This window comes from Ruegeria aquimaris (assembly GCF_025751555.1).
GTDB lineage: Bacteria > Pseudomonadota > Alphaproteobacteria > Rhodobacterales > Rhodobacteraceae > Ruegeria_B > Ruegeria_B aquimaris.
This window is the reverse complement of sequence record NZ_JAOWLB010000012.1, coordinates 1-19,516: the sequence shown is the minus strand read 5'-3', so window position 1 is coordinate 19,516 and position 19,516 is coordinate 1. Positions and strand designations below refer to the sequence as shown.

Genomic DNA, 19,516 nt, shown 5'->3' with positions numbered 1-19,516 from the left:
CTTTTCTGCCGGAAGGACAAAAAAAGGCGACCAAACTGGCCGCCTCTTTTTGTCCGCTCTTCGCGGGATCACGCCAATGTACGGGTGACTTCCTCGCGTTCGAAGATTTCGATGACATCGCCGGGGCGGATATCGTCGTAGTTCTCGAAGGCCATACCGCATTCCTGACCCGACTGGACTTCGGAAACCTCGTCCTTGAACCGCTTGAGAGTCTTGAGCGTTCCTTCGTGAACAACCACGTTGTCACGCAGCAGGCGCACACCAGCCGAACGGCGCGCGACGCCCTCGGTCACCAGACAGCCAGCAACCTTGCCGACGCCAGACACCTTGAAGACTTCCTTGATCGTCGCGTAACCGATGAAGTTCTCGCGGATCTCGGCACTCAGCAGGCCACTTGCCGCCGCTTTGACGTCGTCCACCAGATCGTAAATCACCGAGTAGTAGCGAATCTCGACGCCTTTCTGGTTGGCGGTGTTGCGTGCGCTTGCGTTCGCGCGGACGTTGAAGCCCATGATCGGTGCGCCCGAGGCCTCGGCCAAGCCCACATCGGTTTCGGTGATGGCACCGACGCCCGAATGCAGCACGCGCACGCGCACCTCGTCGTTGCCGATCTTTTCCATCGCCTGAACGATCGCTTCGGCAGAGCCCTGCACGTCGGCCTTCACCAGGATCGGCAGCTCGGCGACATTCTCGTCTGCCTTGGCCTTGGCCATCAGCTGTTCCAGCGTGGTGGCGGCTCCGGCCGCCGCGCGCTTGTCCTTGGCGACCTGAGCGCGATATTCCGCGATCTCGCGTGCCTGTGCCTCGGTCGAGGTCACGTTCAGGACGTCGCCTGCTTCGGGCGTGCCGTTCAGGCCCAACACCTCGACCGGCACCGAAGGTCCGGCTTCGGTCACGCGCTCGCCCTTGTCGTTGATCAGGGCGCGGACCTTGCCGTATTGCTCGCCCACGACAAAGATGTCGCCCTGGCGCAGCGTGCCCTTCTGGATCAGGACCGTCGCGACCGGGCCGCGGCCCACGTCAAGCTGCGCCTCGATCACCGCGCCCTGGGCGGGACGATCGGGGTTGGCCTTCAGTTCCAGGATCTCGGCTTGCAGCGCGATGGCCTCAAGCAGCTCGTCCAGACCTTCGCCGGATTTCGCCGAAACCTCGACATCCTGCACTTCGCCCGACATCGCCTCGACCACCACTTCGTGTTGCAGCAGGTCGGTACGCACCTTGGTCGGGTTTGCCTCGGGCTTGTCGATCTTGTTGATCGCCACGATCATCGGCACACCGGCCGCCTTGGCGTGGTTGATCGCCTCGACCGTCTGGGGCATCACCGCGTCATCCGCGGCAACGACCAGAACCACGATATCGGTCACCTGTGCGCCGCGCGAGCGCATCGAGGTAAAGGCCGCGTGACCCGGCGTATCAAGGAAGCTGAGCGTCACGCCGCTGTCGGTTTTTACCTGATAGGCGCCGATATGCTGGGTGATGCCACCGGCCTCGCCGGACACAACCTTGGTGTTGCGGATTGCGTCCAGCAACGAGGTCTTGCCGTGATCGACGTGACCCATGATGGTGATGACCGGCGGACGCGGTTTCAGGTCTTCCGGCTTGTCCTCGACATCGGTGATGACATCTTCGACGTCGGCATCGGAAACCCGCACCACCTTGTGGCCGAACTCCTCGATGATCAGCTCGGCGGTATCGGCATCGATGGTCTGGTTCTGCGTGACCATCATGCCCATTTTCATTAGCGCCTTGACCACGTCGGCGACGCGCTCGGCCATGCGGTTGGCCAGTTCCGACACCACGATGGCCTCAGGCAGCTGCACGTCGCGAATCACCTTCTCGCGGTCCGCGGCACTGCCCATCGCCTTCTGCCGGGCGCGTTCCTGCTTGCGCTTCATCGCCGCGAGCGATTTCTGGCGACCGCCTTCGCCGTCGGTCACCTGGCTCAGAGTCAGCTTGCCCGACCGACGGCCATCCTCGCGGGTCTTGCCGCCTCGGGGCGCGCGCTGGTCGCGCTCGCGTTCGCGTTCGGCCTTGCGCGGGGCGTCACCCGGTTCGCTGCGCGGCGCGGCAGGCGCGCGTTCGGCGCGTTCGGCTTTCGGAGCATCCTGTGCGGCTGCGGCGCGTGCTGCGGCGCGCTTGGCCTCTTCTTCGGCCTCCAGGCGCTGACGCTCTTCCTCTTCGGCCTTCTCGCGGGCGCGCTGTTCGGCCTCGCGCTGTTCGCGCTCCTTGGCCTCTTGCTCGGCCCGGCGGCGCTCACGTTCTTCGGCGCGCGCCTTTTCCTCGGCTTCGCGCTGCGCGGCCTCCTCGGCTTCGCGGGCTTTGGCGGCCTTCAGCGCGTTCAGCCGACGTTCCATCTCGGTGTCCGAGATGCCTGCCGGACGACGCGACGGGTCGCCCGCCTGTGCGGTGCCGCCGGACGTGGGTTTTCCTGCGCCCGGCTTGGGGACCACCACGCGCTTGCGTTTGGTTTCCACCACGACATTCTTGGTCCGTCCGTGGCTGAAACTCTGTTTCACGTTCCCGGGACGGGACCCACGCAGACCCAATGTCTTCTTGCCGTCAGTATCGCTCATAAAGCTTCTTACCCTTCCGCGCGGCCCTTGCCGCCGTCATCCGTTTTGCGCATCCCTTTCAGGCGTTGCGCTTCCTCTACAACACGTTTGGCGAGTCCACCAGAGGCCAGCGCCGCATGTATCACTGTTTGGCGGCCAAAGGCCATGCCCAATTCATCTGCGGTGAGCCAGCCGATGTACTTGCCGAAATGCGGCGTACTCAGTTTCGACTTGCCGCGGCCTGACCCGTCAGAGGCCTGGATCAGCACATGGGCCTCTTCCTTGTCCAGCCAGGTCTTGACCTTTTCATAGCCCGAAACCGCAGCGCCCGACTTGCGGGCCAGGCTGATGGTCTCGACCACCCGGCGGATCAGCTGCCGTTCGACCTCGTCCACCAGGTCCGCCGGTACCGTGACCGGCATTTTCAGGCTGCGGGCAAAGAGCTTCTTGTCCACGGCCTTTTTCAGAGCGGCCCGGTCGGCGGCAACATAAGTGCCCCGGCCCGGCAGCTTGCCCGCGATGTCGGGCACCACCTGGCCATCGGGACCGGCGACAAAGCGGATCAGCCCGTGACGCGGCTGTGCTTCGCCCGTGGCGATACACTTGCGTTCCGGGCCCTCCGGCCGATCCTTGGTTGCGCCACCACGGGTCATGTCGGTCTCCATGGGGCCTGGGATCAGGCCCCGGCCTCCTCGTCGTCTGCCGCTTCTTCGACGTCAGCCTCATCGGCTGTCAGGTCTTCGGGATCGACCCAGCCCAGCATGACGCGGGCGGTCATCACCATGTCCTGCGCCTCTTCGAGAGACACATCAAAGGGCTCCAGAATGCCGTCATCCTTGACACGCTGACCATCGACCGTGGTCCAGCCGCCTGCCAGTTCCCAGTCGGCGCAGGTCGCGAAATCTTCCAAGTTCTTGACGCCATCCTTCGCCAGCGCCTCGACCATCTGCGGGGTCAGACCTTCGAAGTTGATCAGGCTGTCCTCGGCACCCAGCGCGCGCGCGTTTTCCAGCGCTGCCTTGGCCTGTGCCTCCAGGTAATCGCGGGCGCGGGCCTGAAGTTCCTCGGCGGTGCCTTCATCCACTCCGTCGATCACCAGCAGTTCGTCCAGTTCGACATAGGCGACCTCTTCGAGATTGGTGAAGCCCTCGGAAACCAGCAGCTGGGCAAAGAACTCGTCCAGATCGAGGGTTTCCATGAACAGCGCGGTGCGGCTCTCGAATTCTTTCTGACGGCGCGCCGATTCCTCGGCTTCGGTCATGATGTCGATGTCCAGACCGGTCAGCTGGCTGGCCAGGCGCACGTTCTGGCCGCGACGACCGATGGCCAGGCTCAGTTGCTCTTCGGGGACCACGACCTCGATCTTGCCGGCCTCTTCGTCCAGCACGACCTTGGACACTTCGGCAGGTTGAAGCGCGTTCACCAGGAAGGTCGGCTGATCCTCGTTCCACGGGATGATGTCGATCTTTTCGCCCTGAAGCTCGTTCACCACCGCCTGGACGCGGCTGCCGCGCATGCCGACGCAGGCACCCACGGGGTCGATCGAATTGTCATAAGAGATCACGGCGATCTTGGCGCGCGAACCGGGGTCGCGGGCAACGGCCTTGATCTCGATGATGCCATCATAGATTTCCGGCACTTCCATCTTGAACAGTTCAGCCATGAATTCCGGAGCGGTACGGCTGAGGAAGATCTGCGGTCCGCGCGGCTCGCGGCGCACGTCCTTGACATAGCAGCGAATGCGATCGTTCGGGCGATAGCTTTCGCGGCCGATCTTCTCGTTACGGCGCAGGATGGCTTCGCCAGCGCCTACATCGACGATGACATTGCCGTATTCTTCACGCTTGACCTGACCGTTGATGATGGTGCCTGCACGGTCCTTGAATTCCTCGTACTGGCGATCGCGTTCCGCCTCGCGCACTTTTTGCAGGATCACCTGCTTGGCGCTTTGCGCCGCAATCCGGCCCATCTCGACCGGCGGCACCTCTTCGACATAGACGTCACCGATTTCCGGGTTCTCCATGTACTGACGCGCCTGCTCGACGGTCATCTCGGCCTGATAGTTCTCCAACTCTTCGTCGGCAACCACGGTGCGCACGCGGGTAAAGGTGGCGCGACCGGTCTTGCGGTCGATCTTCACCCGGATGTCCATCTCGCTGCCGTAGCGGCTCTTGGCGGCACGGGCGAGGCTCTCTTCCATCGCGGCGACGACCAGACCGGGGTCGATCATCTTTTCACGGGCCACGGCCTCGGCAGTTTGCAACAGCTCTAGCTGGTTTGCAGAGGTGATTGCCATTACTTCGTCTCCTCTTCGGACCCGTCCAGGGCCATGGTCTCGTCACCCGTTTCGGGCGCTTCCTCTACGATCTCGTCGAATTGTTCTTCGTTCAGCACGCCGGCGGCTTTGCGCTGGCGCAGCATTTCCTTGATCAGGTCATCGGTCAGCACCAGCTTGGCATCGCTCAGCCAGTCGAATTGCAGGCCGATGGTCACCGTCTCGCTGCCCTGTTCGATATTGATCAGAACTTCGTCGCCTTCGACACCGGCGAGTTCACCCTTGAACCGGCGGCGCCCGTCGATCAGCTCGCTTGTCTCGATCCGGGCCTCATAGCCTTCGAACATCTCGAAGTCCTTGAGCCGGGTCAGCGGCCGGTCGATGCCGGGGCTTGATACTTCCAGCGTGTAGGCATCCAGGATCGGGTCCTCGACATCCAGCGTGGCGCTGACCGCGTTGGAAATCTCGGCACAGTCATCCACCTCGATTCCGCCATCGGGCTTGTCGGCCATGATCTGCAATGTGGTCGACTTGCCGCTCATCAGACGGATTCGCACAAGCTCGTAACCGAGGTCCTCGATCACGGGGCCGACGATCTCGGCCAGGCGCCGGTCGATGGCGGCCTTTGCTATCAGAGTGTTGGTCATCAGGGTCATCAGCCACTTTCGGGCACAAAAAAACGGGCGCGCGGCCCGTCGAATTTTCCGGTGGAACCCCGGGGCCAGTGCCCGACGTGCCGCTGTTGTCAAGCCATATACGCGGGACAGGCCGGTTCTGCAAGGGGGGAACGGCAATCGGCTGACGGGTCGGGCTTTTCCTCTCCTTCCCTTATCCCTTATGTCGGGACGGGACTATCGGTGTTGCACGAAGGGTGTGGCGAAAAAATGGACAGGGCAAAGGCGGAGCTACATTTCCTTTGCGGCAAGATCGCGGCCGGAAAATCGACGCTGTCCAGATCCCTTGCCGCCCGCCATCGTGCCGTGATCCTGTCCGAGGATGACTGGCTGCACATTCTTTATTCCGAAGAGTTGCGGACGATTCCCGATTACCTCCGTCTGTCAACCCGCCTGAAACAGGCGGTCGCTCCTCATGTGCTTAAGCTGCTGTCAGCTGGTGTGACAGTGATTCTGGACTTTCCCGCCAACACGGTCGAGCAGCGGCGCTGGATGCGCGCGTTGGCCGACAGTTCGGCCGTGCCGCACACGTTGCATTATCTCGATGTGCAGGATGAGGTCTGCAAGGCCCGGCTGCGTCGCCGTAATGTGGCCGGAGATCACAATTTCAAAGTCACCGACGCGCAGTTCGAACAGATCACCCGACACTTCGTTGCGCCCACGGCCGAAGAAGGCTTCAATATCGTCGTTCATACTTAAGGTCGGAAACGGCCGTAGAAGGGGCGGTGTGCCATGCCCCGACCGGCCGTTTCAGGGCGCCAACAAATCCGGCCCCGCCCTATAGACACCCCCAAACAACCCTGCTACATGCACCCAATCTTGCGCCCCGGGATTCGTTCCGGGGTGCTTGGTTTTTTCAGCCGGGGACCTTCGGGGCCCTATACCACTGGCACCTACGGGGGCCTCAAACATAGCGGCGGGATCACCCGCTGCACGCTAAACGGAAGACAGAAAGCATGGCACTCAAGTCGTATAAGCCGACGACGCCGGGCCAGCGCGGGCTGGTGCTGATCGACCGTTCGGAGCTGTACAAAGGACGTCCTGTCAAGTCCCTCACCGAGGGTCTGACGAAATCGGGCGGCCGGAACAACACCGGACGGATCACCTCGCGTCGCCGCGGTGGTGGGGCAAAACGCCTCTACCGGATCGTTGACTTCAAACGGAACAAATTCGATGTGGCGGCCACCGTCGAGCGGATCGAGTACGATCCGAACCGGACCGCATTCATCGCGCTGGTCAAGTACGAGGATGGCGAACAGGCCTATATCCTCGCACCGCAGCGTCTGGCAGTCGGTGACCAGGTCATCGCGTCGGCCAAGGCCGACATCAAGCCGGGCAACGCGATGCCCTTCTCGGGCATGCCGATCGGTACCATCGTGCACAACATCGAGATGAAGCCCGGCAAGGGCGGTCAGATCGCACGTGCCGCCGGCACCTACGCTCAGTTCGTTGGTCGCGATGGCGGCTATGCTCAGATCCGTCTGAGCTCGGGCGAACTGCGCATGGTGCGTCAGGAATGCATGGCCACCGTCGGTGCCGTGTCGAACCCCGACAACAGCAACCAGAACTACGGTAAAGCCGGTCGTATGCGCCACAAGGGCATCCGTCCGTCGGTCCGCGGTGTCGCAATGAACCCGATCGACCACCCCCATGGTGGTGGTGAGGGTCGCACCTCGGGTGGCCGTACGCCGGTGACCCCGTGGGGCAAGGACACCAAGGGTACCCGTACCCGGAACAAGAACAAAGCGTCGCAAAAGCTGATCATCCGCTCGCGTCACGCCAAGAAGAAAGGGCGTTAAGCAATGTCTCGCTCTGTTTGGAAGGGTCCTTTCGTCGATGCTTATGTCCTTAAAAAGGCAGCAGCAGCGCGCGAGTCGGGCCGTAACGAAGTCATCAAGATCTGGTCGCGTCGTTCCACCATTCTGCCCCAGTTCGTGGGTCTGACCTTTGGTGTGTACAACGGCCAGAAACACATCCCCGTCAACGTCTCCGAGGACATGATCGGTCAGAAGTTCGGTGAATACTCGCCGACCCGGACCTATTACGGCCATGCGGCGGACAAAAAAGCGAAGCGGAAGTAAGTCATGGGCAAGGAAAAGAACCCCCGCCGCGTGGCAGACAACGAAGCAATGGCAAAACTGCGCATGCTCCGTACTTCGCCGCAGAAACTGAACCTGGTGGCTCAGATGATCCGTGGCAAGAAGGTCGAGAAGGCGCTGACCGATCTCACCTTCTCGAACAAGCGGATCGCGCAGGACGTGAAGAAATGCCTTCAATCCGCCATCGCGAACGCCGAGAACAACCACAACCTGGACGTCGATGAACTGATCGTCGCCGAGGCCTACGTGGGCAAGAACCTGATCATGAAGCGCGGTCGTCCGCGGGCACGTGGCCGGTTCGGCAAGATCATGAAGCCGTTCTCGGAACTCACGATCAAGGTGCGTCAGGTAGAGGAGCAAGCCTAATGGGACATAAGGTCAATCCGATCGGCATGCGCCTTCAGGTCAACCGCACCTGGGACAGCCGTTGGTACGCAGATACCAAGGACTACGGCAATCTGCTGCTCGAGGATCTCAAGATCCGCGAGTTCATCAAGGAAGAGTGCAAACAGGCCGGCGTGGCCCGTGTGATCATCGAACGTCCGCACAAGAAGTGCCGCGTGACGATCCACACCGCGCGTCCGGGCGTGATCATCGGCAAGAAAGGCGCAGACATCGAAACCCTGCGCAAGAAGCTGGCGAACATCACCGACAGCGAACTGCACCTGAACATCGTCGAAGTTCGCAAGCCCGAGATGGATGCGCAGCTGGTCGCCGAGTCGATCGCGCAGCAGCTCGAGCGCCGGGTGTCCTTCCGCCGCGCCATGAAGCGCGCCGTGCAGAACGCCATGCGGATGGGTGCCCTGGGTATCCGGGTGAACGTCGCCGGCCGTCTGGGCGGTGCCGAGATCGCCCGTACCGAATGGTACCGCGAAGGCCGCGTTCCGCTGCACACCCTGCGTGCCGACATCGACTACGCCCTGGCCGAAGCCTCGACCCCCTACGGGATCATCGGGATCAAGGTCTGGATCTTCAAGGGCGAGATCATGGAGCACGACCCGCAGGCGCGTGATCGCAAAGCACAGGAACTCCAGGACGGTCCGGCCCCGCGTGGCGCCGGTGGCCGCCGCTAAGGAGGATTAGAGATGCTGCAACCAAAGCGCACTAAATTCCGCAAGATGTTCAAGGGCCGTATCCATGGCGAAGCCAAGGGCGGTTCCGACCTGAACTTCGGCACCTTCGGCCTGAAGGCACTTGAGCCCGAGCGCGTCACCGCGCGCCAGATCGAGGCCGCCCGCCGTGCCATGACGCGTCACATGAAGCGTCAGGGCCGTGTCTGGATCCGGATCTTCCCGGATACCCCGGTGACCTCGAAACCCACCGAGGTTCGGATGGGTAAAGGTAAGGGTTCGGTCGATTACTGGGCCTGCAAGGTGAAGCCGGGCCGGGTGATGTTTGAAATCGACGGTGTGGGCGAGGACATCGCCCGCGAGGCGCTGCGCCTCGCCGCGATGAAACTGCCGATCAAGACCCGCGTGGTCGTTCGCGAAGACTGGTAATTCCGGTCTTATCGACAAGACATCGAAACCCCCGCCGGAACACCGGCGGGGGTTTTTCTTTTTCAGTATCCATCGTAGCCTATGCGCATTCCGTGTCCGGAGGTGACCCATGGTGCAGCCCCGCAAGACCGTTTTTCAACGTGAAATCATTACTGCGGATGCCTTCGGTGAACCTTGCCATCCCGTGACCCGGGTGGCTGTCATGGCCGCTTTTCGCAACCCCCTGGCGGGACGGTTCTTTCGTGACCTCTCGCCCCTGTTCGAGATCGGTCGCGAATTGGGCGAGGTTTTGGCACGGCAGGCAATCGCCGAATTGGGAAATCCCCCGATTTCCTATGGCAAGGCTGCGATTGTCGGGGCAAATGGCGACATGGAACAGGGCGGGGCGGTCGTGCATCCCAAACTGGGCGCGCCGATGCGCGCGGCAGCGGGCGGCGGGGCGGCGGTGATCCCTTCCAATGTAAAACTGGGCGGTCCGGGCACAACGATTGACCTGCCGCTGGGTCACAAGGACAACCCGTGGTCATTTGATCATTTCGACACGATGACTCTGGTTATGGCGGATGCACCGGGCCCGGACGAGATTGTCATGTGCCTGGCCTATGCTGACGGCGGTCGCCCGATCCCCCGCTGCGGCAAGGGTCCGGTCCAGACCAGAACAGGCAACGGGTGAAAAGTGGTGCGCAAAACCATAAGGAGACCCGCCGATTTCCCGACGGGCCCTTTTTTGTTCAGTGCCATGCATTCTACCAGTTTCTGGACTGTCGGATCCGCGTCTGTTCGATCCGGTCGATGCTGCCGGTGTCGCGTGCAATTGACCTGAGATCGTCACGTGTCAGACCGATGTCGCGCAATCCATGATCCGATAGCGGTGACAGCGCAGCTACCACCTGCCAACGGCTCAACAGACCTTGGCCAAGTAAATGGAGCCGGTTGATGGAAAGGGCGTTCTGAAAACGGGGCTGCTCAGTTGCGGCGCCTGTGAGCGAGATCATCTGTCGTGGTCCTTCTTCGGGGTTCATCTGACGACAGGGTGCCACCGTAATCTTAGCGCGGGGTAGTGTAGGAAGTGAACCAGAACCGGTACAGCTTCTGTACTGGAGCGATATCGCGGGCCCGGATAGACTGTCTCATACCCAATAGACCAAAAGAGGGAAGTACGAGATGACGACCAAACCGTTTGGTCTTTTTTGCCCGACTTCCAAGGCTTGCGAAGTCCTTAATCCTCGTTGGGCCATTCAGATCCTCGGAGAACTCTCCACCGGTTCGACCCGCTTCAACGATATTAAGCGTGGTCTGCCGGGTATCTCGCCGACCCTGCTGGCCAAACGCCTGAAAGAGATGCAGCAGAATGGGCTTGTCGAACGGATAGATGATCCGGCCAGCGGGGTCATTGATTATATCCGTACCGCGAAGGCCGCCGAACTGGACCCGATCCTCGAAGGTCTCGCGCGTTGGGCGCAGCGCAATGTATCTGTCGATGTGGCGCTGGAAGACCGCGATGCGGATGTCCTGATGTGGACCCTTCGAAACCGGATCGTGGTCGATGCGCTGCCGCCGGGCCGAACCGTGGTCCGTTTCAACTTTTCGGACGCAACCTCCCCTGCGTCGACCTATTGGCTGGTCGTTCGTCCGGGTGTTCCGGTGGAACTGTGTGCTGCGGATCCCGGCTTTGAGGTGGATTTGTTCATCGAGACGGGTGTGTCCGTGATGACCGGCATCTATCTTGGCCGGATATCTTACGGTCGCGAGATCGACAGCGGGAGGTTTTTCATGTCAGGAGACAAACGATTGGAAAAGACGATCGGGCGCTGGCTCAGACTCAGCATGTATGCCGGGATAGAGGGTCTGGCACGGGCGGTTTGAAACCTGAGTTGTTCTTCACAACAGCCCCTCGCGCCGGTTGGTCGGTTACGCTATGACACGGCCATGTCCCAGATCGAATCCCTCTTTGTCACCCGCCTGTATCGCGCCCGCCTGTCCGAGCATGGCCCTGCCATCGACCCGGACGAGATGGAGGCGTCCTGCTATTCCATCGCCGAGGATGACGAAGCCGGACAGGAATGGTGCGAGGAAAACGGCTATCCCGGTTATACGTCTTATGCCTCCCTCACCGATCTGCCCTGGCGCTTTCCGATCTTTGCTGATCTGGTGAAATCGCTTGATGCGCATGTGGCGGCCTTTGCCGCCGATCTGGAGTTCGACCTCGACGGCCGCGCACTGGTGCTGGAGGATCTCTGGATCAATATCCTGCCGCAGGGGGGCATGCATTCCAGTCACCTGCACCCGCATTCGGTGATCTCGGGCACCACCTATGTCGCGATGCCCGACGGCGCCAGCGCGCTGAAGCTCGAAGACCCCCGATCCGGCCGGATGATGGCCGCGCCGACGCGGACCAAGACCGCCCGGCGCGAATTGCAGCCCTTCATCTATATGAAGCCAGACGTGGGCGACGTGCTGCTCTGGGAAAGCTGGCTGCGCCACGAAGTGCCGATGAACATGGCCGAAGAAGAACGCATCTCGGTCAGCTTCAACTATCGCTGGGAGTGAGCCCCGGTCCGCGTAGCGGCAATCGCTCCGGTGGAGCGATTGAGGTGCGAACGGGCGGAGCCCCGCAATCCCTTGATCCCGGTCAAGGCGCGGAACTGCAAAAACTGCGATAAGGCAGCAGTCCGTTTCACGCGGACAGCGATCCAGACTCTCTGGACCGGAAAACGCAACTTGCGGTGATTTCCATGCATGGCCTGACAGCCGCACTTTCCGCACTCGCGATCCTGATCGCCCCGGGGGCATTGGCCTCCGAGGCCGACCCCCATCAGCTTTACGAGAACAAATGTGCCGGCTGCCATTCCCCGCATGCGGGCGATTTTGTCTGGCTGGAACTGGACGCAGGCCAAGAGCCGCTCGTGGGGCGAAACTCGGGCGGGTCCGTTGCCGCACTGCTCGAGCGCGGTCACGGCCGCCTGACACCGGCCGAGGCCACCATTCTTCTGGCGCATTTCCAGGCCATCCGCACCTCGGGACAGCTGTTCCGAACGAAATGCCGGATGTGCCATGACACCGCAACCGGGTTGGTAAGCCGTGCGCTGATCCTGCGCGATGGCACTCTGACCGGGCGGTACACCGGGCGCGACATTGCCCAGTTCCTGACCGTCCACGGGCGGCTGACACCTTCCGAGGCGGAACAGATGCTGGGCGTTCTTGAACGTATCGCGACCAGTGTTGACCGGATCGACTAGCGTCTGCGCCCGCTGGCATGGACGATAGCCAGCTTGCCTGCACCGGGATCGCAGGATATCGCTGATCCGGGTCGGCTCTGTGCCGGTCAGGTCGGCGAGAACCACGGAAATGGATCTGAGCTTCATAACCGACGGCTGGGCGGGACATCTGTCCTATCTCCTGCTCGTCCTGTCGATGCTGATGCGCCGCATGCTCTGGCTGCGGCTCTTTGTGATCGCTTCGGCGCTGGCGGGCATCGCCTTCGATTACTATTGGCTCAACAATCCCGTTGGTGTGTTCTGGCAGACGCTTCTGATCCTGGTCAACCTGGCCGAGCTCTTCATCCTGTGGCGCAATGATCGTCGGGCCAGCTTCTCGGCCGAGGAGCAGCGGTTTCGCGACACCCTGCTGCCGGGCTTGTCGCCGGGCCGCACCCGGCGGTTCCTCGATCACGGCCGGTGGGAAACGCTGGCCCCCGGTACCGTGCTGACACGCGAGGGGCAGCCCCCCGATTTCCTGACCTATCTAGACGATGGCAACATCCGGATCGAGGCGCATGGTCGCCTGCTCCGCGTGGTCACGGGCGGCCATTTCATCGGCGAGATGTCGTTGATGGGGGATGGGCGGGCGGTGGCCACCGCCACGGTCCAGAGCCGCGCCCGGGTTTGGCGCATCGAACGGGTCAAGCTTGCGCGCCTGCGCGACACTTCCCCGGCCACGATGAGCGTGCTCGAGTTGGGAATCGCCCGGGACATGCGGGCGAAACTGGTGTTCCAGAACGCAACCGGTCCGGGCGACGGCCCGTGACCTGTGATCAGGTCAGCCAGTTGCGCAGCTTGCGCATCAGAATGGACGCTCCGATGATGCTCAGGACATAGCCAGCGGCGACGACGGGCAATAATGCTGGCCCGGACAGGGGAAGATCTGAAATCACAGTGGGCAGCAAGGCAGCAAAAGTCATATTTGATAAACCGTTCAGTCTAAAATCGCCGGAAAACTCCAGCGAACGCGATAAATCTTTTGGTTGTGCGCCGCAATATGAACCCTCCCGGCAATCAGGTCAACTTCCGCTTGCCCTTCCGATGCAACTCTCCTATAGAGCGGCATCTTGCGGCTCCCCCGTCTTTGCGGGGGATTCGCTTGTTGTCATTCATCCACCAGGTCAAGGGTGACCCGGCTACGGGGCCTTCTGGTGTTTTGAGCAAAGGAAAAAGGCGATGAACGCCCAGGAACTGCGTAACAAGACCCCGGATCAGCTCCGGGAAGAGCTGGTCAACCTCAAGAAAGAAGCGTTCAACCTGCGCTTCCAGCAGGCAACCGGCCAACTCGAAAACAACGCCCGTATCCGCACTGTGCGCCGCGATGTCGCGCGCGTCATCACCGTGCTGAACGAAAAAGCCGCCGAAGCTGCGAACTGAGGAGCCTGAGAGATGCCCAAACGTATTCTGCAAGGCACCGTGACCAGCGACGCCAACGCCCAGACCGTAACCGTTCTGGTCGAGCGCCGCTTCAAGCATCCGCTGCTGCAAAAGACCGTCCGTAAGTCCAAGAAATACCGGGCTCACGACGAAAACAACACCTTCAAGGTGGGTGACACGGTCCGCATCATCGAATGTGCGCCCAAGTCGAAAACCAAACGCTGGGAGGTTCTGGAGGCGTAAGCCTCTGGCACCTGCCAATTGTCGAAACCCTGGGGGATCTAAAAAGACCAGCCCCCACAGGTCGGGAGAAACCACATGATCCAGATGCAGACCAATCTGGATGTCGCTGACAACTCCGGCGCTCGCCGGGTGCAGTGCATCAAGGTCCTGGGTGGTTCCAAGCGTAAATACGCCTCCGTCGGCGACATCATTGTCGTCTCGGTGAAGGAAGCCATCCCGCGCGGCCGCGTGAAGAAAGGTGACGTCCGCAAGGCCGTCGTCGTGCGCACCGCCAAGGAAGTCCGTCGCGAAGACGGCACCGCGATCCGTTTCGATCGCAACGCCGCCGTGATCCTGAACAACAACAACGAGCCTGTCGGCACCCGTATCTTTGGACCGGTTGTTCGCGAACTGCGCGCGAAGAACTTCATGAAGATCATCTCGCTGGCTCCGGAGGTGCTGTAACCATGGCCGCAAAACTCCGCAAAGGCGACAAGGTCGTCGTGCTGGCCGGCAAGGACAAGGGCAAAGAGGGGACCATCACCTCTGTCGACCCGAAAGCCGGCAAAGCTGTTGTCGACGGCGTGAACATCGCCATCCGCCACACCCGCCAGACCCAGACCTCGCAAGGTGGCCGCCTGCCCAAGGCACTGCCGATCGACCTGTCGAACCTGGCGCTGCTGGACAAGAACGGCAAGGCAACCCGCGTCGGCTTCCGCATGGAAGGCGACAAGAAAGTCCGCTTCGCCAAGACCACGGGGGACGTGATCGATGCTTGACGCTGCAAACTATACCCCGCGCCTCAAGGCCGACTACAAGGACCGCATCCGCGCCGCTCTGAAAGAAGAGTTCGGCTACAAGAACGACATGATGATCCCCAAGCTGGACAAGATCGTTCTGAACATCGGCTGCGGCGCCGAAGCCGTCCGTGACAGCAAGAAGGCCAAGTCGGCTCAGGAAGACCTGAGCAAGATCGCCGGCCAGAAAGCCGTCACCACCAAGGCCAAGAAGTCGATCGCCGGCTTCCGCGTGCGCGAAGAGATGCCGTTGGGCGCCAAGGTGACCCTGCGCGGTGACCGCATGTATGAATTCCTTGACCGTCTGACCACCATCGCGATGCCCCGCATCCGCGACTTCCGTGGTGTGAAGCCGTCCTTCGACGGTCGTGGCAACTTTGCCATGGGCATCAAGGAACACATCGTGTTCCCGGAAATCGATTTCGACAAGGTCGACGAGGTCTGGGGCATGGATATCATCATCGCCACCACCGCGAAAACCGACGCCGAAGCCAAGAGCCTGTTGAAGCACTTCAACGTGCCGTTCAACGCATAAGCGCGCGAGGATTAGACATGGCTAAGAAAAGCATGATCGAACGCGAGAAGAAGCGCGAGCGCCTGGTGGCACAATATGCCGCAAAGCGCGCCGAGCTGAAAGAAATCGCAAACGACGAAAGCCGCCCGATGGAAGAGCGCTTCAAAGCGCGCCTGAAGCTGGCGAAACTGCCGCGCAACAGCTCGGCGACCCGTCTTCACAACCGCTGCCAGCTCACCGGCCGTCCGCACGCTTACTACCGTAAGCTCAAGGTCAGCCGGATCATGCTGCGCGACCTGGGTTCTGCTGGTCAGATCCCCGGTCTGGTGAAATCGAGCTGGTAAGGAGAGAGCGATATGAACGATCCTATCGGCGATATGCTCACCCGCATCCGTAACGCACAACTGCGCCACAAGAGCACGGTTCTGACCCCCGGTTCGAAACTGCGCGCCTGGGTTCTGGATGTGCTGGCCGACGAAGGCTACATCCGCGGTTACGAGACCAAGACTGACGACAATGGCCACTCGCTCATTGAAATCAGCCTGAAGTACTACGAAGGCGAACCTGTCATTCGCGAGCTCAAGCGGGTCTCCAAGCCCGGCCGCCGCGTCTACATGAGCGTCAAGGACATCCCCTCGGTCCGTCAGGGCCTGGGCGTGTCGATTGTCAGCACTCCGAAAGGTGTGATGTCGGACGCAAATGCGCGCACCAACAACGTTGGCGGCGAAGTGCTCTGCACCGTCTTCTAAGGAGGTCTGCAAATGTCTCGTATTGGTAAGAAACCGGTCGAGCTGCCCAGCGGCGTTTCCGCCTCTGTGTCCGGCCAGACCATCGAAGTGAAGGGCCCCAAGGGCACCCGCAGCTTCACCGCGACCGACGATGTCACCATCGTCGTCGATGGCAACCTTGTCACCGTGACCCCCCGTGGTTCGTCCAAGCGGGCGCGCCAGCAGTGGGGCATGTCCCGCACCATGGTCGCCAATCTGGTGACCGGTGTGACCACCGGCTTCAAGAAAGAGCTGGAGATCACCGGTGTGGGTTACCGTGCCAACGCGCAGGGTAATGTGCTCAAGCTGAACCTGGGCTACAGCCACGACGTCGATTTCGCTGTTCCGGCCGGCATCACCGTGTCGACCCCGAAACAGACCGAAATCACCGTCGAAGGTATCGACCAGCAGCAGGTTGGCGAAGTGGCCGCGAAGATCCGCGAGTGGCGTTCGCCCGAGCCGTACAAAGGCAAGGGCATCCGCTACAAGGGCGAATTCATCTTCCGCAAAGACGGCAAGAAGAAGTAAGGACGCACATCATGGCAAACAGCAAACGTACCCTGTTTCTGAAGCGCCGCCTGCGCGTTCGGAACAAGCTCCGCAAGGTCAACGCCGGGCGTCTTCGCCTCAGCGTGCACCGCTCGAACAAGAACATCAGCTGCCAGCTGATCGACGACGTTCGCGGCGTGACCCTTGCCGCCGCATCGACCATGGAGAAAGACCTGGGAGTGGTTGGCAAGAACAACGTCGAAGCGGCCAAGAAAGTGGGCGCGGCAATCGCCGAGCGCGCAGCCAAGGCCGGTGTGACCGAAGCTTACTTCGACCGTGGCGGTTTCCTGTTCCACGGCAAGGTGAAGGCCTTGGCCGACGCCGCGCGTGAAGGCGGGCTGAAGATCTAAGGCGATTGGGCCCCTGACCATCGGGGGTCCGTATCGCAACAAGAACCGAGGGCGGCCTCCGGGCCGCTCCGATGATCCGGGGGCTTCGGCTTGTGCCGCCCACCAGGATTGGAGACAACAGCGCCTTCGCTTTCGAACGCGCGCAACCGAGAAAGAGGAATGCCATATGGCAGAACGTGAAAACCGCCGCGAGCGTGGCCCCCGCCGCGACCGCGAAGAAGCCGCTCCCGAATTCGCCGATCGCCTTGTCGCGATCAACCGCGTGTCGAAAACCGTCAAGGGCGGCAAGCGCTTCGGCTTCGCAGCACTCGTCGTCGTCGGCGACCAGAAAGGCCGCGTCGGCTTTGGCAAGGGCAAGGCGAAAGAAGTGCCCGAGGCCATCCGCAAGGCCACCGAGCAGGCCAAGCGCCAAATGATCCGCGTGCAGCTGCGCGAAGGCCGCACCCTGCATCACGACATCGAAGGCCGTCACGGCGCCGGTAAGGTCGTCATGCGCGCCGCGCCCGAAGGTACCGGTATCATCGCCGGTGGTCCGATGCGCGCCGTTTTCGAAATGCTGGGCGTCAAGGACGTGGTGTCCAAGTCGCTGGGCAGCGCGAACCCCTACAACATGATCCGCGCCACCATCGACGGCCTGAAAAAAGAGCAGAGCCCGCGCTCTGTCGCACAGCGCCGTGGCAAGAAGGTCGCCGACATCCTGCCCAAGCGGGACGAAGCACCGGCTGCTGAAGCCGTCGAAGCGTAAGGAGTCGTCACCATGGCAAAAACCATCGTCGTCAAGCAGATCGGCTCGCCGATCCGCCGCCCCGCAGACCAGCGCGCAACCCTGATCGGTCTGGGCCTGAACAAGATGCACAAGACCCGTGAGCTGGAGGATACCCCCTCGGTCCGCGGTATGATCCGCAAGATCCCGCATCTGGTCGAGATCGTCGAAGAGCGCGGCTAATCCCCTCTCGATGGACAGTTGAAACGCCCCCGGTCATCCGGGGGCGTTTTCGTTTTGTACCGGGCAGATCAATTTCGCGTGTTTGGACAAGGCACGGGATGCGGTGCCATCGCCGACCGCCTAACCTGCCTGATATGGCCCGTATCGACTATTTCTATTCCGCCCATTCCGCCTATGCCTATCTCGGTGCGCAAGAGCTGTATCGCATCTGCGCCACCCATCCCGGTACAGAGCTGGTGCATCGCCCTATCCTGCTCAGCCCGGTGGTCGAGGCGGCGGGCGGTCTCACCTTTGCCGAGCGCAGTAAGGCGCATGTGGACTATTTCTTTGGTCGCGAGATCGAACGCTGGGCGGAGTGGCGCGGCGTGCCGGTGATCGACCATCGCCCGACTTATCACGACAATCCACTCGACCTGCCCAATGGGGTGATCATCGCGGCGCAACGGGCCGGGCTGGATGTGAACGCGCTCTCCTTTGCGATTCTCCAGGCCCATTGGCGCGACGATGCCGATATCGCCGATCCGGGCCTGCTGAACCACCTGATCGCGGGCCTGGGCATGGAGCCCGAGCCGCTGTTGACCGCCGCGCGATCGGAACCGGCCCTGGCTGAACAGGCCGCCAATACGCAAGAGGCGATAGATCGGGCGCTGTTCGGATCGCCCAGCTATGTGGTCGATGGCGACCCGTTCTACGGTCAGGACCGGTTGGACCTGGTCGCCCGCGCCCTGATGCGACCGTTTCGGCCTGGCACCTGGCGAAACCCGCCGGTCGGCTGACCTGGCACGTCGGAGATCGAGGCCCGGCCGCGCAAGCGCAGCACCGCGCGGGGTGCCGAACTGCTACCAACCCCGGCATACCCGTCACAGCGACGGTGCGCCAACACCGATCAGAGAACGGAGCATTCGAAATTGCTGCTGAACACTGACCTCTGAGGATTCATTTCGCAAATCCATGGCTTTAGACGGGTCGCATGCGCAAGCGGTCTCCCGCCCGCTATCGCAGGGCGAATTGGTCCGGTTCCTCTGCTGATCCGGATCGGCGGGGACACGTGACGGGACCACGCTACCAGATCCGGGATACAGAAGGGTCAGGATGCATTAGTCGGCTTGAGGCCGCCTTGCCCGCGTGATTCAAGCTCCCGAACTGATGTGGGTAATGATGAGCAACCTTTTCTGGCTGACTGACGAGCAGATGGCGCGGCTGCGACCTTTCTTTCCGAGGAGCCATGGCAAGCCTCGGGTGGATGATCGCCGGGTTCTGAGTGGAATAATATTCTTCAATCGTAATGGCTTGCGGTAGTGCGATGCGCTGCGGGAGTATGGGCCGCCCAAGACACTCTACAACGGATGGAAGCGGTGGGGTGACATGGGAGTGTTTGCCAGGATGATGGAGGGACGGGCCTCCGAGGGCACTGATCAGAAGACCAACATGATCGACGCGACCTAGCTGAAGCCGTACCGCACGGCTTCGAGCCTGCGGGCGAAAAAGGGGGGCTCGACGACCAGCGCGGGCGTCTGATTGGTCGAACGAAGGGCGGGCTGATCGACAGCGCACCCTATGTCTGAGGTGCCCCTAGTTTCCTAGACACCTGCCTGTTTCAGTTTGAGCTGTCTGATTTCGAAGTCAACGGGCGAC

Annotated in this window: 29 protein-coding genes and 1 pseudogene; 24 read left to right on the top strand and 6 right to left on the bottom strand. The window is 61.7% G+C overall.

The window, feature by feature from the left end:
* Positions 1 to 68: 68 nt before the first annotated feature.
* The 4 genes from infB to rimP are packed head-to-tail and all read right to left on the bottom strand — an operon-like array spanning position 69 to position 5,474.
* Positions 69 to 2,573 (bottom strand): translation initiation factor IF-2, encoded by a 2,505-nt coding sequence (gene infB / locus OE747_RS15660; RefSeq protein WP_263829491.1) that lies wholly within the window; start codon positions 2,571 to 2,573, stop codon positions 69 to 71.
* Positions 2,574 to 2,581: 8 nt separating this feature from the next.
* Entirely contained in the window at positions 2,582 to 3,205 is a 624-nt protein-coding gene (locus OE747_RS15655; RefSeq protein WP_263829490.1) for an RNA-binding protein, read from the bottom strand.
* A 23-nt stretch (positions 3,206 to 3,228) separates the two neighbouring features.
* A complete protein-coding gene (gene nusA, locus OE747_RS15650; RefSeq protein ID WP_263829489.1) occupies positions 3,229 to 4,848 on the bottom strand; it encodes a transcription termination factor NusA in 1,620 nt (539 codons plus the stop codon).
* On the bottom strand, positions 4,848 to 5,474 hold the full coding sequence (gene rimP / locus OE747_RS15645; protein ID WP_263829601.1) for a ribosome maturation factor RimP: 627 nt from the start codon (positions 5,472 to 5,474) through the stop codon (positions 4,848 to 4,850). Before rimP ends, nusA begins: the two co-directional genes overlap by 1 nt.
* 210 nt (positions 5,475 to 5,684) lie before the next feature.
* On the opposite strand from rimP, the gene OE747_RS15640 reads away from it, so the two are divergent.
* The 7 genes from OE747_RS15640 (at position 5,685) to OE747_RS15610 (ending at position 9,772) form a co-directional block, all read left to right on the top strand.
* The gene (locus OE747_RS15640) at positions 5,685 to 6,200 is read left to right on the top strand and encodes an AAA family ATPase (RefSeq protein WP_263829488.1); all 516 of its coding nucleotides are present in this window, start codon (positions 5,685 to 5,687) and stop codon (positions 6,198 to 6,200) included.
* A gap of 257 nt (positions 6,201 to 6,457) precedes the next feature.
* A complete protein-coding gene (gene rplB / locus OE747_RS15635; RefSeq protein ID WP_263829487.1) occupies positions 6,458 to 7,300 on the top strand; it encodes a 50S ribosomal protein L2 in 843 nt (280 codons plus the stop codon).
* 3 nt (positions 7,301 to 7,303) lie between these two features.
* Positions 7,304 to 7,582 carry a 30S ribosomal protein S19 gene (gene rpsS / locus OE747_RS15630; RefSeq protein WP_093029006.1) on the top strand — a complete coding sequence of 93 codons (279 nt, stop codon included), beginning with the start codon at positions 7,304 to 7,306 and terminating at the stop codon, positions 7,580 to 7,582.
* 3 nt (positions 7,583 to 7,585) lie between these two features.
* Positions 7,586 to 7,966 (top strand): 50S ribosomal protein L22, encoded by a 381-nt coding sequence (gene rplV / locus OE747_RS15625; protein WP_093029004.1) that lies wholly within the window; start codon positions 7,586 to 7,588, stop codon positions 7,964 to 7,966.
* Entirely contained in the window at positions 7,966 to 8,673 is a 708-nt protein-coding gene (gene rpsC, locus OE747_RS15620) for a 30S ribosomal protein S3 (protein WP_093029002.1), read from the top strand. The genes rplV and rpsC overlap by 1 nt, the downstream gene beginning before the upstream one ends.
* A 12-nt stretch (positions 8,674 to 8,685) precedes the next feature.
* The gene (gene rplP, locus OE747_RS15615) at positions 8,686 to 9,099 is read left to right on the top strand and encodes a 50S ribosomal protein L16 (RefSeq protein WP_093029000.1); all 414 of its coding nucleotides are present in this window, start codon (positions 8,686 to 8,688) and stop codon (positions 9,097 to 9,099) included.
* Between the two features lie 109 nt (positions 9,100 to 9,208).
* A complete protein-coding gene (locus tag OE747_RS15610) occupies positions 9,209 to 9,772 on the top strand; it encodes an amino acid synthesis family protein (RefSeq protein ID WP_263829486.1) in 564 nt (187 codons plus the stop codon).
* 73 nt (positions 9,773 to 9,845) lie between these two features.
* Here the strand turns inward: OE747_RS15610 and OE747_RS15605 are convergent, their stop codons facing one another.
* Positions 9,846 to 10,094: a DUF1127 domain-containing protein gene (locus OE747_RS15605; protein WP_263829485.1), complete on the bottom strand. Its 249-nt coding sequence runs from the start codon at positions 10,092 to 10,094 to the stop codon at positions 9,846 to 9,848.
* A 169-nt stretch (positions 10,095 to 10,263) separates the two neighbouring features.
* Between OE747_RS15605 and OE747_RS15600 the strand changes: the two genes are divergently transcribed.
* From OE747_RS15600 to OE747_RS15585, 4 genes are all read left to right on the top strand, one after another.
* Complete coding sequence (locus OE747_RS15600) at positions 10,264 to 10,965, top strand: winged helix-turn-helix transcriptional regulator (protein ID WP_263829484.1); 702 nt, start codon at positions 10,264 to 10,266, stop codon at positions 10,963 to 10,965.
* A 63-nt stretch (positions 10,966 to 11,028) separates the two neighbouring features.
* Positions 11,029 to 11,649 (top strand): 2OG-Fe(II) oxygenase family protein, encoded by a 621-nt coding sequence (locus OE747_RS15595; RefSeq protein ID WP_164131511.1) that lies wholly within the window; start codon positions 11,029 to 11,031, stop codon positions 11,647 to 11,649.
* 185 nt (positions 11,650 to 11,834) lie between these two features.
* Positions 11,835 to 12,338, top strand: coding sequence for a hypothetical protein (locus OE747_RS15590; protein ID WP_263829483.1), 504 nt, complete (start codon positions 11,835 to 11,837; stop codon positions 12,336 to 12,338).
* A gap of 109 nt (positions 12,339 to 12,447) precedes the next feature.
* Entirely contained in the window at positions 12,448 to 13,125 is a 678-nt protein-coding gene (locus tag OE747_RS15585; protein WP_263829482.1) for a Crp/Fnr family transcriptional regulator, read from the top strand.
* A gap of 7 nt (positions 13,126 to 13,132) precedes the next feature.
* Here OE747_RS15585 and OE747_RS15580 read toward each other — a convergent pair whose 3' ends face one another.
* Positions 13,133 to 13,279 carry a hypothetical protein gene (locus OE747_RS15580; protein WP_263829481.1) on the bottom strand — a complete coding sequence of 49 codons (147 nt, stop codon included), beginning with the start codon at positions 13,277 to 13,279 and terminating at the stop codon, positions 13,133 to 13,135.
* A 256-nt stretch (positions 13,280 to 13,535) separates the two neighbouring features.
* On the opposite strand from OE747_RS15580, the gene rpmC reads away from it, so the two are divergent.
* From rpmC to OE747_RS15515, 13 genes and pseudogenes are all read left to right on the top strand, one after another.
* On the top strand, positions 13,536 to 13,736 hold the full coding sequence (rpmC, locus tag OE747_RS15575) for a 50S ribosomal protein L29 (RefSeq protein WP_093028990.1): 201 nt from the start codon (positions 13,536 to 13,538) through the stop codon (positions 13,734 to 13,736).
* Positions 13,737 to 13,748: 12 nt separating this feature from the next.
* Entirely contained in the window at positions 13,749 to 13,979 is a 231-nt protein-coding gene (gene rpsQ / locus OE747_RS15570; RefSeq protein ID WP_164131516.1) for a 30S ribosomal protein S17, read from the top strand.
* A 75-nt stretch (positions 13,980 to 14,054) separates the two neighbouring features.
* Complete coding sequence (gene rplN / locus OE747_RS15565) at positions 14,055 to 14,423, top strand: 50S ribosomal protein L14 (protein WP_005621870.1); 369 nt, start codon at positions 14,055 to 14,057, stop codon at positions 14,421 to 14,423.
* Between the two features lie 2 nt (positions 14,424 to 14,425).
* The gene (gene rplX, locus OE747_RS15560) at positions 14,426 to 14,737 is read left to right on the top strand and encodes a 50S ribosomal protein L24 (RefSeq protein WP_011046255.1); all 312 of its coding nucleotides are present in this window, start codon (positions 14,426 to 14,428) and stop codon (positions 14,735 to 14,737) included.
* Complete coding sequence (rplE, locus tag OE747_RS15555) at positions 14,730 to 15,290, top strand: 50S ribosomal protein L5 (protein ID WP_263829480.1); 561 nt, start codon at positions 14,730 to 14,732, stop codon at positions 15,288 to 15,290. Before rplX ends, rplE begins: the two co-directional genes overlap by 8 nt.
* A gap of 17 nt (positions 15,291 to 15,307) precedes the next feature.
* Positions 15,308 to 15,613 (top strand): 30S ribosomal protein S14, encoded by a 306-nt coding sequence (rpsN, locus tag OE747_RS15550; protein ID WP_093028984.1) that lies wholly within the window; start codon positions 15,308 to 15,310, stop codon positions 15,611 to 15,613.
* 12 nt (positions 15,614 to 15,625) lie between these two features.
* A complete protein-coding gene (gene rpsH / locus OE747_RS15545; protein WP_164131518.1) occupies positions 15,626 to 16,018 on the top strand; it encodes a 30S ribosomal protein S8 in 393 nt (130 codons plus the stop codon).
* A 12-nt stretch (positions 16,019 to 16,030) separates the two neighbouring features.
* Entirely contained in the window at positions 16,031 to 16,564 is a 534-nt protein-coding gene (gene rplF / locus OE747_RS15540; protein ID WP_263829479.1) for a 50S ribosomal protein L6, read from the top strand.
* Between the two features lie 11 nt (positions 16,565 to 16,575).
* Positions 16,576 to 16,935 (top strand): 50S ribosomal protein L18, encoded by a 360-nt coding sequence (rplR, locus tag OE747_RS15535; RefSeq protein WP_263829478.1) that lies wholly within the window; start codon positions 16,576 to 16,578, stop codon positions 16,933 to 16,935.
* Positions 16,936 to 17,101: 166 nt separating this feature from the next.
* Complete coding sequence (rpsE, locus tag OE747_RS15530) at positions 17,102 to 17,680, top strand: 30S ribosomal protein S5 (RefSeq protein WP_263829477.1); 579 nt, start codon at positions 17,102 to 17,104, stop codon at positions 17,678 to 17,680.
* A 12-nt stretch (positions 17,681 to 17,692) separates the two neighbouring features.
* Positions 17,693 to 17,881, top strand: coding sequence for a 50S ribosomal protein L30 (gene rpmD / locus OE747_RS15525; RefSeq protein WP_130402806.1), 189 nt, complete (start codon positions 17,693 to 17,695; stop codon positions 17,879 to 17,881).
* Between the two features lie 134 nt (positions 17,882 to 18,015).
* A complete protein-coding gene (locus tag OE747_RS15520) occupies positions 18,016 to 18,657 on the top strand; it encodes a 2-hydroxychromene-2-carboxylate isomerase (protein WP_263829476.1) in 642 nt (213 codons plus the stop codon).
* 382 nt (positions 18,658 to 19,039) lie between these two features.
* Positions 19,040 to 19,422, top strand: a pseudogene (locus OE747_RS15515) (transposase); the annotation flags it as partial.
* Positions 19,423 to 19,516 lie beyond the last annotated feature (94 nt).

Excerpts from the sequence above, each read along its gene's own strand:
- infB (WP_263829491.1), bottom strand. The coding sequence starts at position 2,573 with ATGAGCGATACTGACGGCAAGAAGACATTGGGTCTGCGTGGGTCCCGT.
- OE747_RS15655 (WP_263829490.1), bottom strand. The coding sequence starts at position 3,205 with ATGACCCGTGGTGGCGCAACCAAGGATCGGCCGGAGGGCCCGGAACGC.
- nusA (WP_263829489.1), bottom strand. The coding sequence starts at position 4,848 with ATGGCAATCACCTCTGCAAACCAGCTAGAGCTGTTGCAAACTGCCGAG.
- rimP (WP_263829601.1), bottom strand. The coding sequence starts at position 5,474 with ATGACCAACACTCTGATAGCAAAGGCCGCCATCGACCGGCGCCTGGCC.
- rplB (WP_263829487.1), top strand. The coding sequence starts at position 6,458 with ATGGCACTCAAGTCGTATAAGCCGACGACGCCGGGCCAGCGCGGGCTG.
- rpsS (WP_093029006.1), top strand. The coding sequence starts at position 7,304 with ATGTCTCGCTCTGTTTGGAAGGGTCCTTTCGTCGATGCTTATGTCCTT.
- rplV (WP_093029004.1), top strand. The coding sequence starts at position 7,586 with ATGGGCAAGGAAAAGAACCCCCGCCGCGTGGCAGACAACGAAGCAATG.
- rpsC (WP_093029002.1), top strand. The coding sequence starts at position 7,966 with ATGGGACATAAGGTCAATCCGATCGGCATGCGCCTTCAGGTCAACCGC.
- rplP (WP_093029000.1), top strand. The coding sequence starts at position 8,686 with ATGCTGCAACCAAAGCGCACTAAATTCCGCAAGATGTTCAAGGGCCGT.
- OE747_RS15610 (WP_263829486.1), top strand. The coding sequence starts at position 9,209 with ATGGTGCAGCCCCGCAAGACCGTTTTTCAACGTGAAATCATTACTGCG.
- OE747_RS15605 (WP_263829485.1), bottom strand. The coding sequence starts at position 10,094 with ATGATCTCGCTCACAGGCGCCGCAACTGAGCAGCCCCGTTTTCAGAAC.
- OE747_RS15600 (WP_263829484.1), top strand. The coding sequence starts at position 10,264 with ATGACGACCAAACCGTTTGGTCTTTTTTGCCCGACTTCCAAGGCTTGC.
- OE747_RS15595 (WP_164131511.1), top strand. The coding sequence starts at position 11,029 with ATGTCCCAGATCGAATCCCTCTTTGTCACCCGCCTGTATCGCGCCCGC.
- OE747_RS15590 (WP_263829483.1), top strand. The coding sequence starts at position 11,835 with ATGCATGGCCTGACAGCCGCACTTTCCGCACTCGCGATCCTGATCGCC.
- OE747_RS15585 (WP_263829482.1), top strand. The coding sequence starts at position 12,448 with ATGGATCTGAGCTTCATAACCGACGGCTGGGCGGGACATCTGTCCTAT.
- OE747_RS15580 (WP_263829481.1), bottom strand. The coding sequence starts at position 13,279 with ATGACTTTTGCTGCCTTGCTGCCCACTGTGATTTCAGATCTTCCCCTG.
- rpmC (WP_093028990.1), top strand. The coding sequence starts at position 13,536 with ATGAACGCCCAGGAACTGCGTAACAAGACCCCGGATCAGCTCCGGGAA.
- rpsQ (WP_164131516.1), top strand. The coding sequence starts at position 13,749 with ATGCCCAAACGTATTCTGCAAGGCACCGTGACCAGCGACGCCAACGCC.
- rplN (WP_005621870.1), top strand. The coding sequence starts at position 14,055 with ATGATCCAGATGCAGACCAATCTGGATGTCGCTGACAACTCCGGCGCT.
- rplX (WP_011046255.1), top strand. The coding sequence starts at position 14,426 with ATGGCCGCAAAACTCCGCAAAGGCGACAAGGTCGTCGTGCTGGCCGGC.
- rplE (WP_263829480.1), top strand. The coding sequence starts at position 14,730 with ATGCTTGACGCTGCAAACTATACCCCGCGCCTCAAGGCCGACTACAAG.
- rpsN (WP_093028984.1), top strand. The coding sequence starts at position 15,308 with ATGGCTAAGAAAAGCATGATCGAACGCGAGAAGAAGCGCGAGCGCCTG.
- rpsH (WP_164131518.1), top strand. The coding sequence starts at position 15,626 with ATGAACGATCCTATCGGCGATATGCTCACCCGCATCCGTAACGCACAA.
- rplF (WP_263829479.1), top strand. The coding sequence starts at position 16,031 with ATGTCTCGTATTGGTAAGAAACCGGTCGAGCTGCCCAGCGGCGTTTCC.
- rplR (WP_263829478.1), top strand. The coding sequence starts at position 16,576 with ATGGCAAACAGCAAACGTACCCTGTTTCTGAAGCGCCGCCTGCGCGTT.
- rpsE (WP_263829477.1), top strand. The coding sequence starts at position 17,102 with ATGGCAGAACGTGAAAACCGCCGCGAGCGTGGCCCCCGCCGCGACCGC.
- rpmD (WP_130402806.1), top strand. The coding sequence starts at position 17,693 with ATGGCAAAAACCATCGTCGTCAAGCAGATCGGCTCGCCGATCCGCCGC.
- OE747_RS15520 (WP_263829476.1), top strand. The coding sequence starts at position 18,016 with ATGGCCCGTATCGACTATTTCTATTCCGCCCATTCCGCCTATGCCTAT.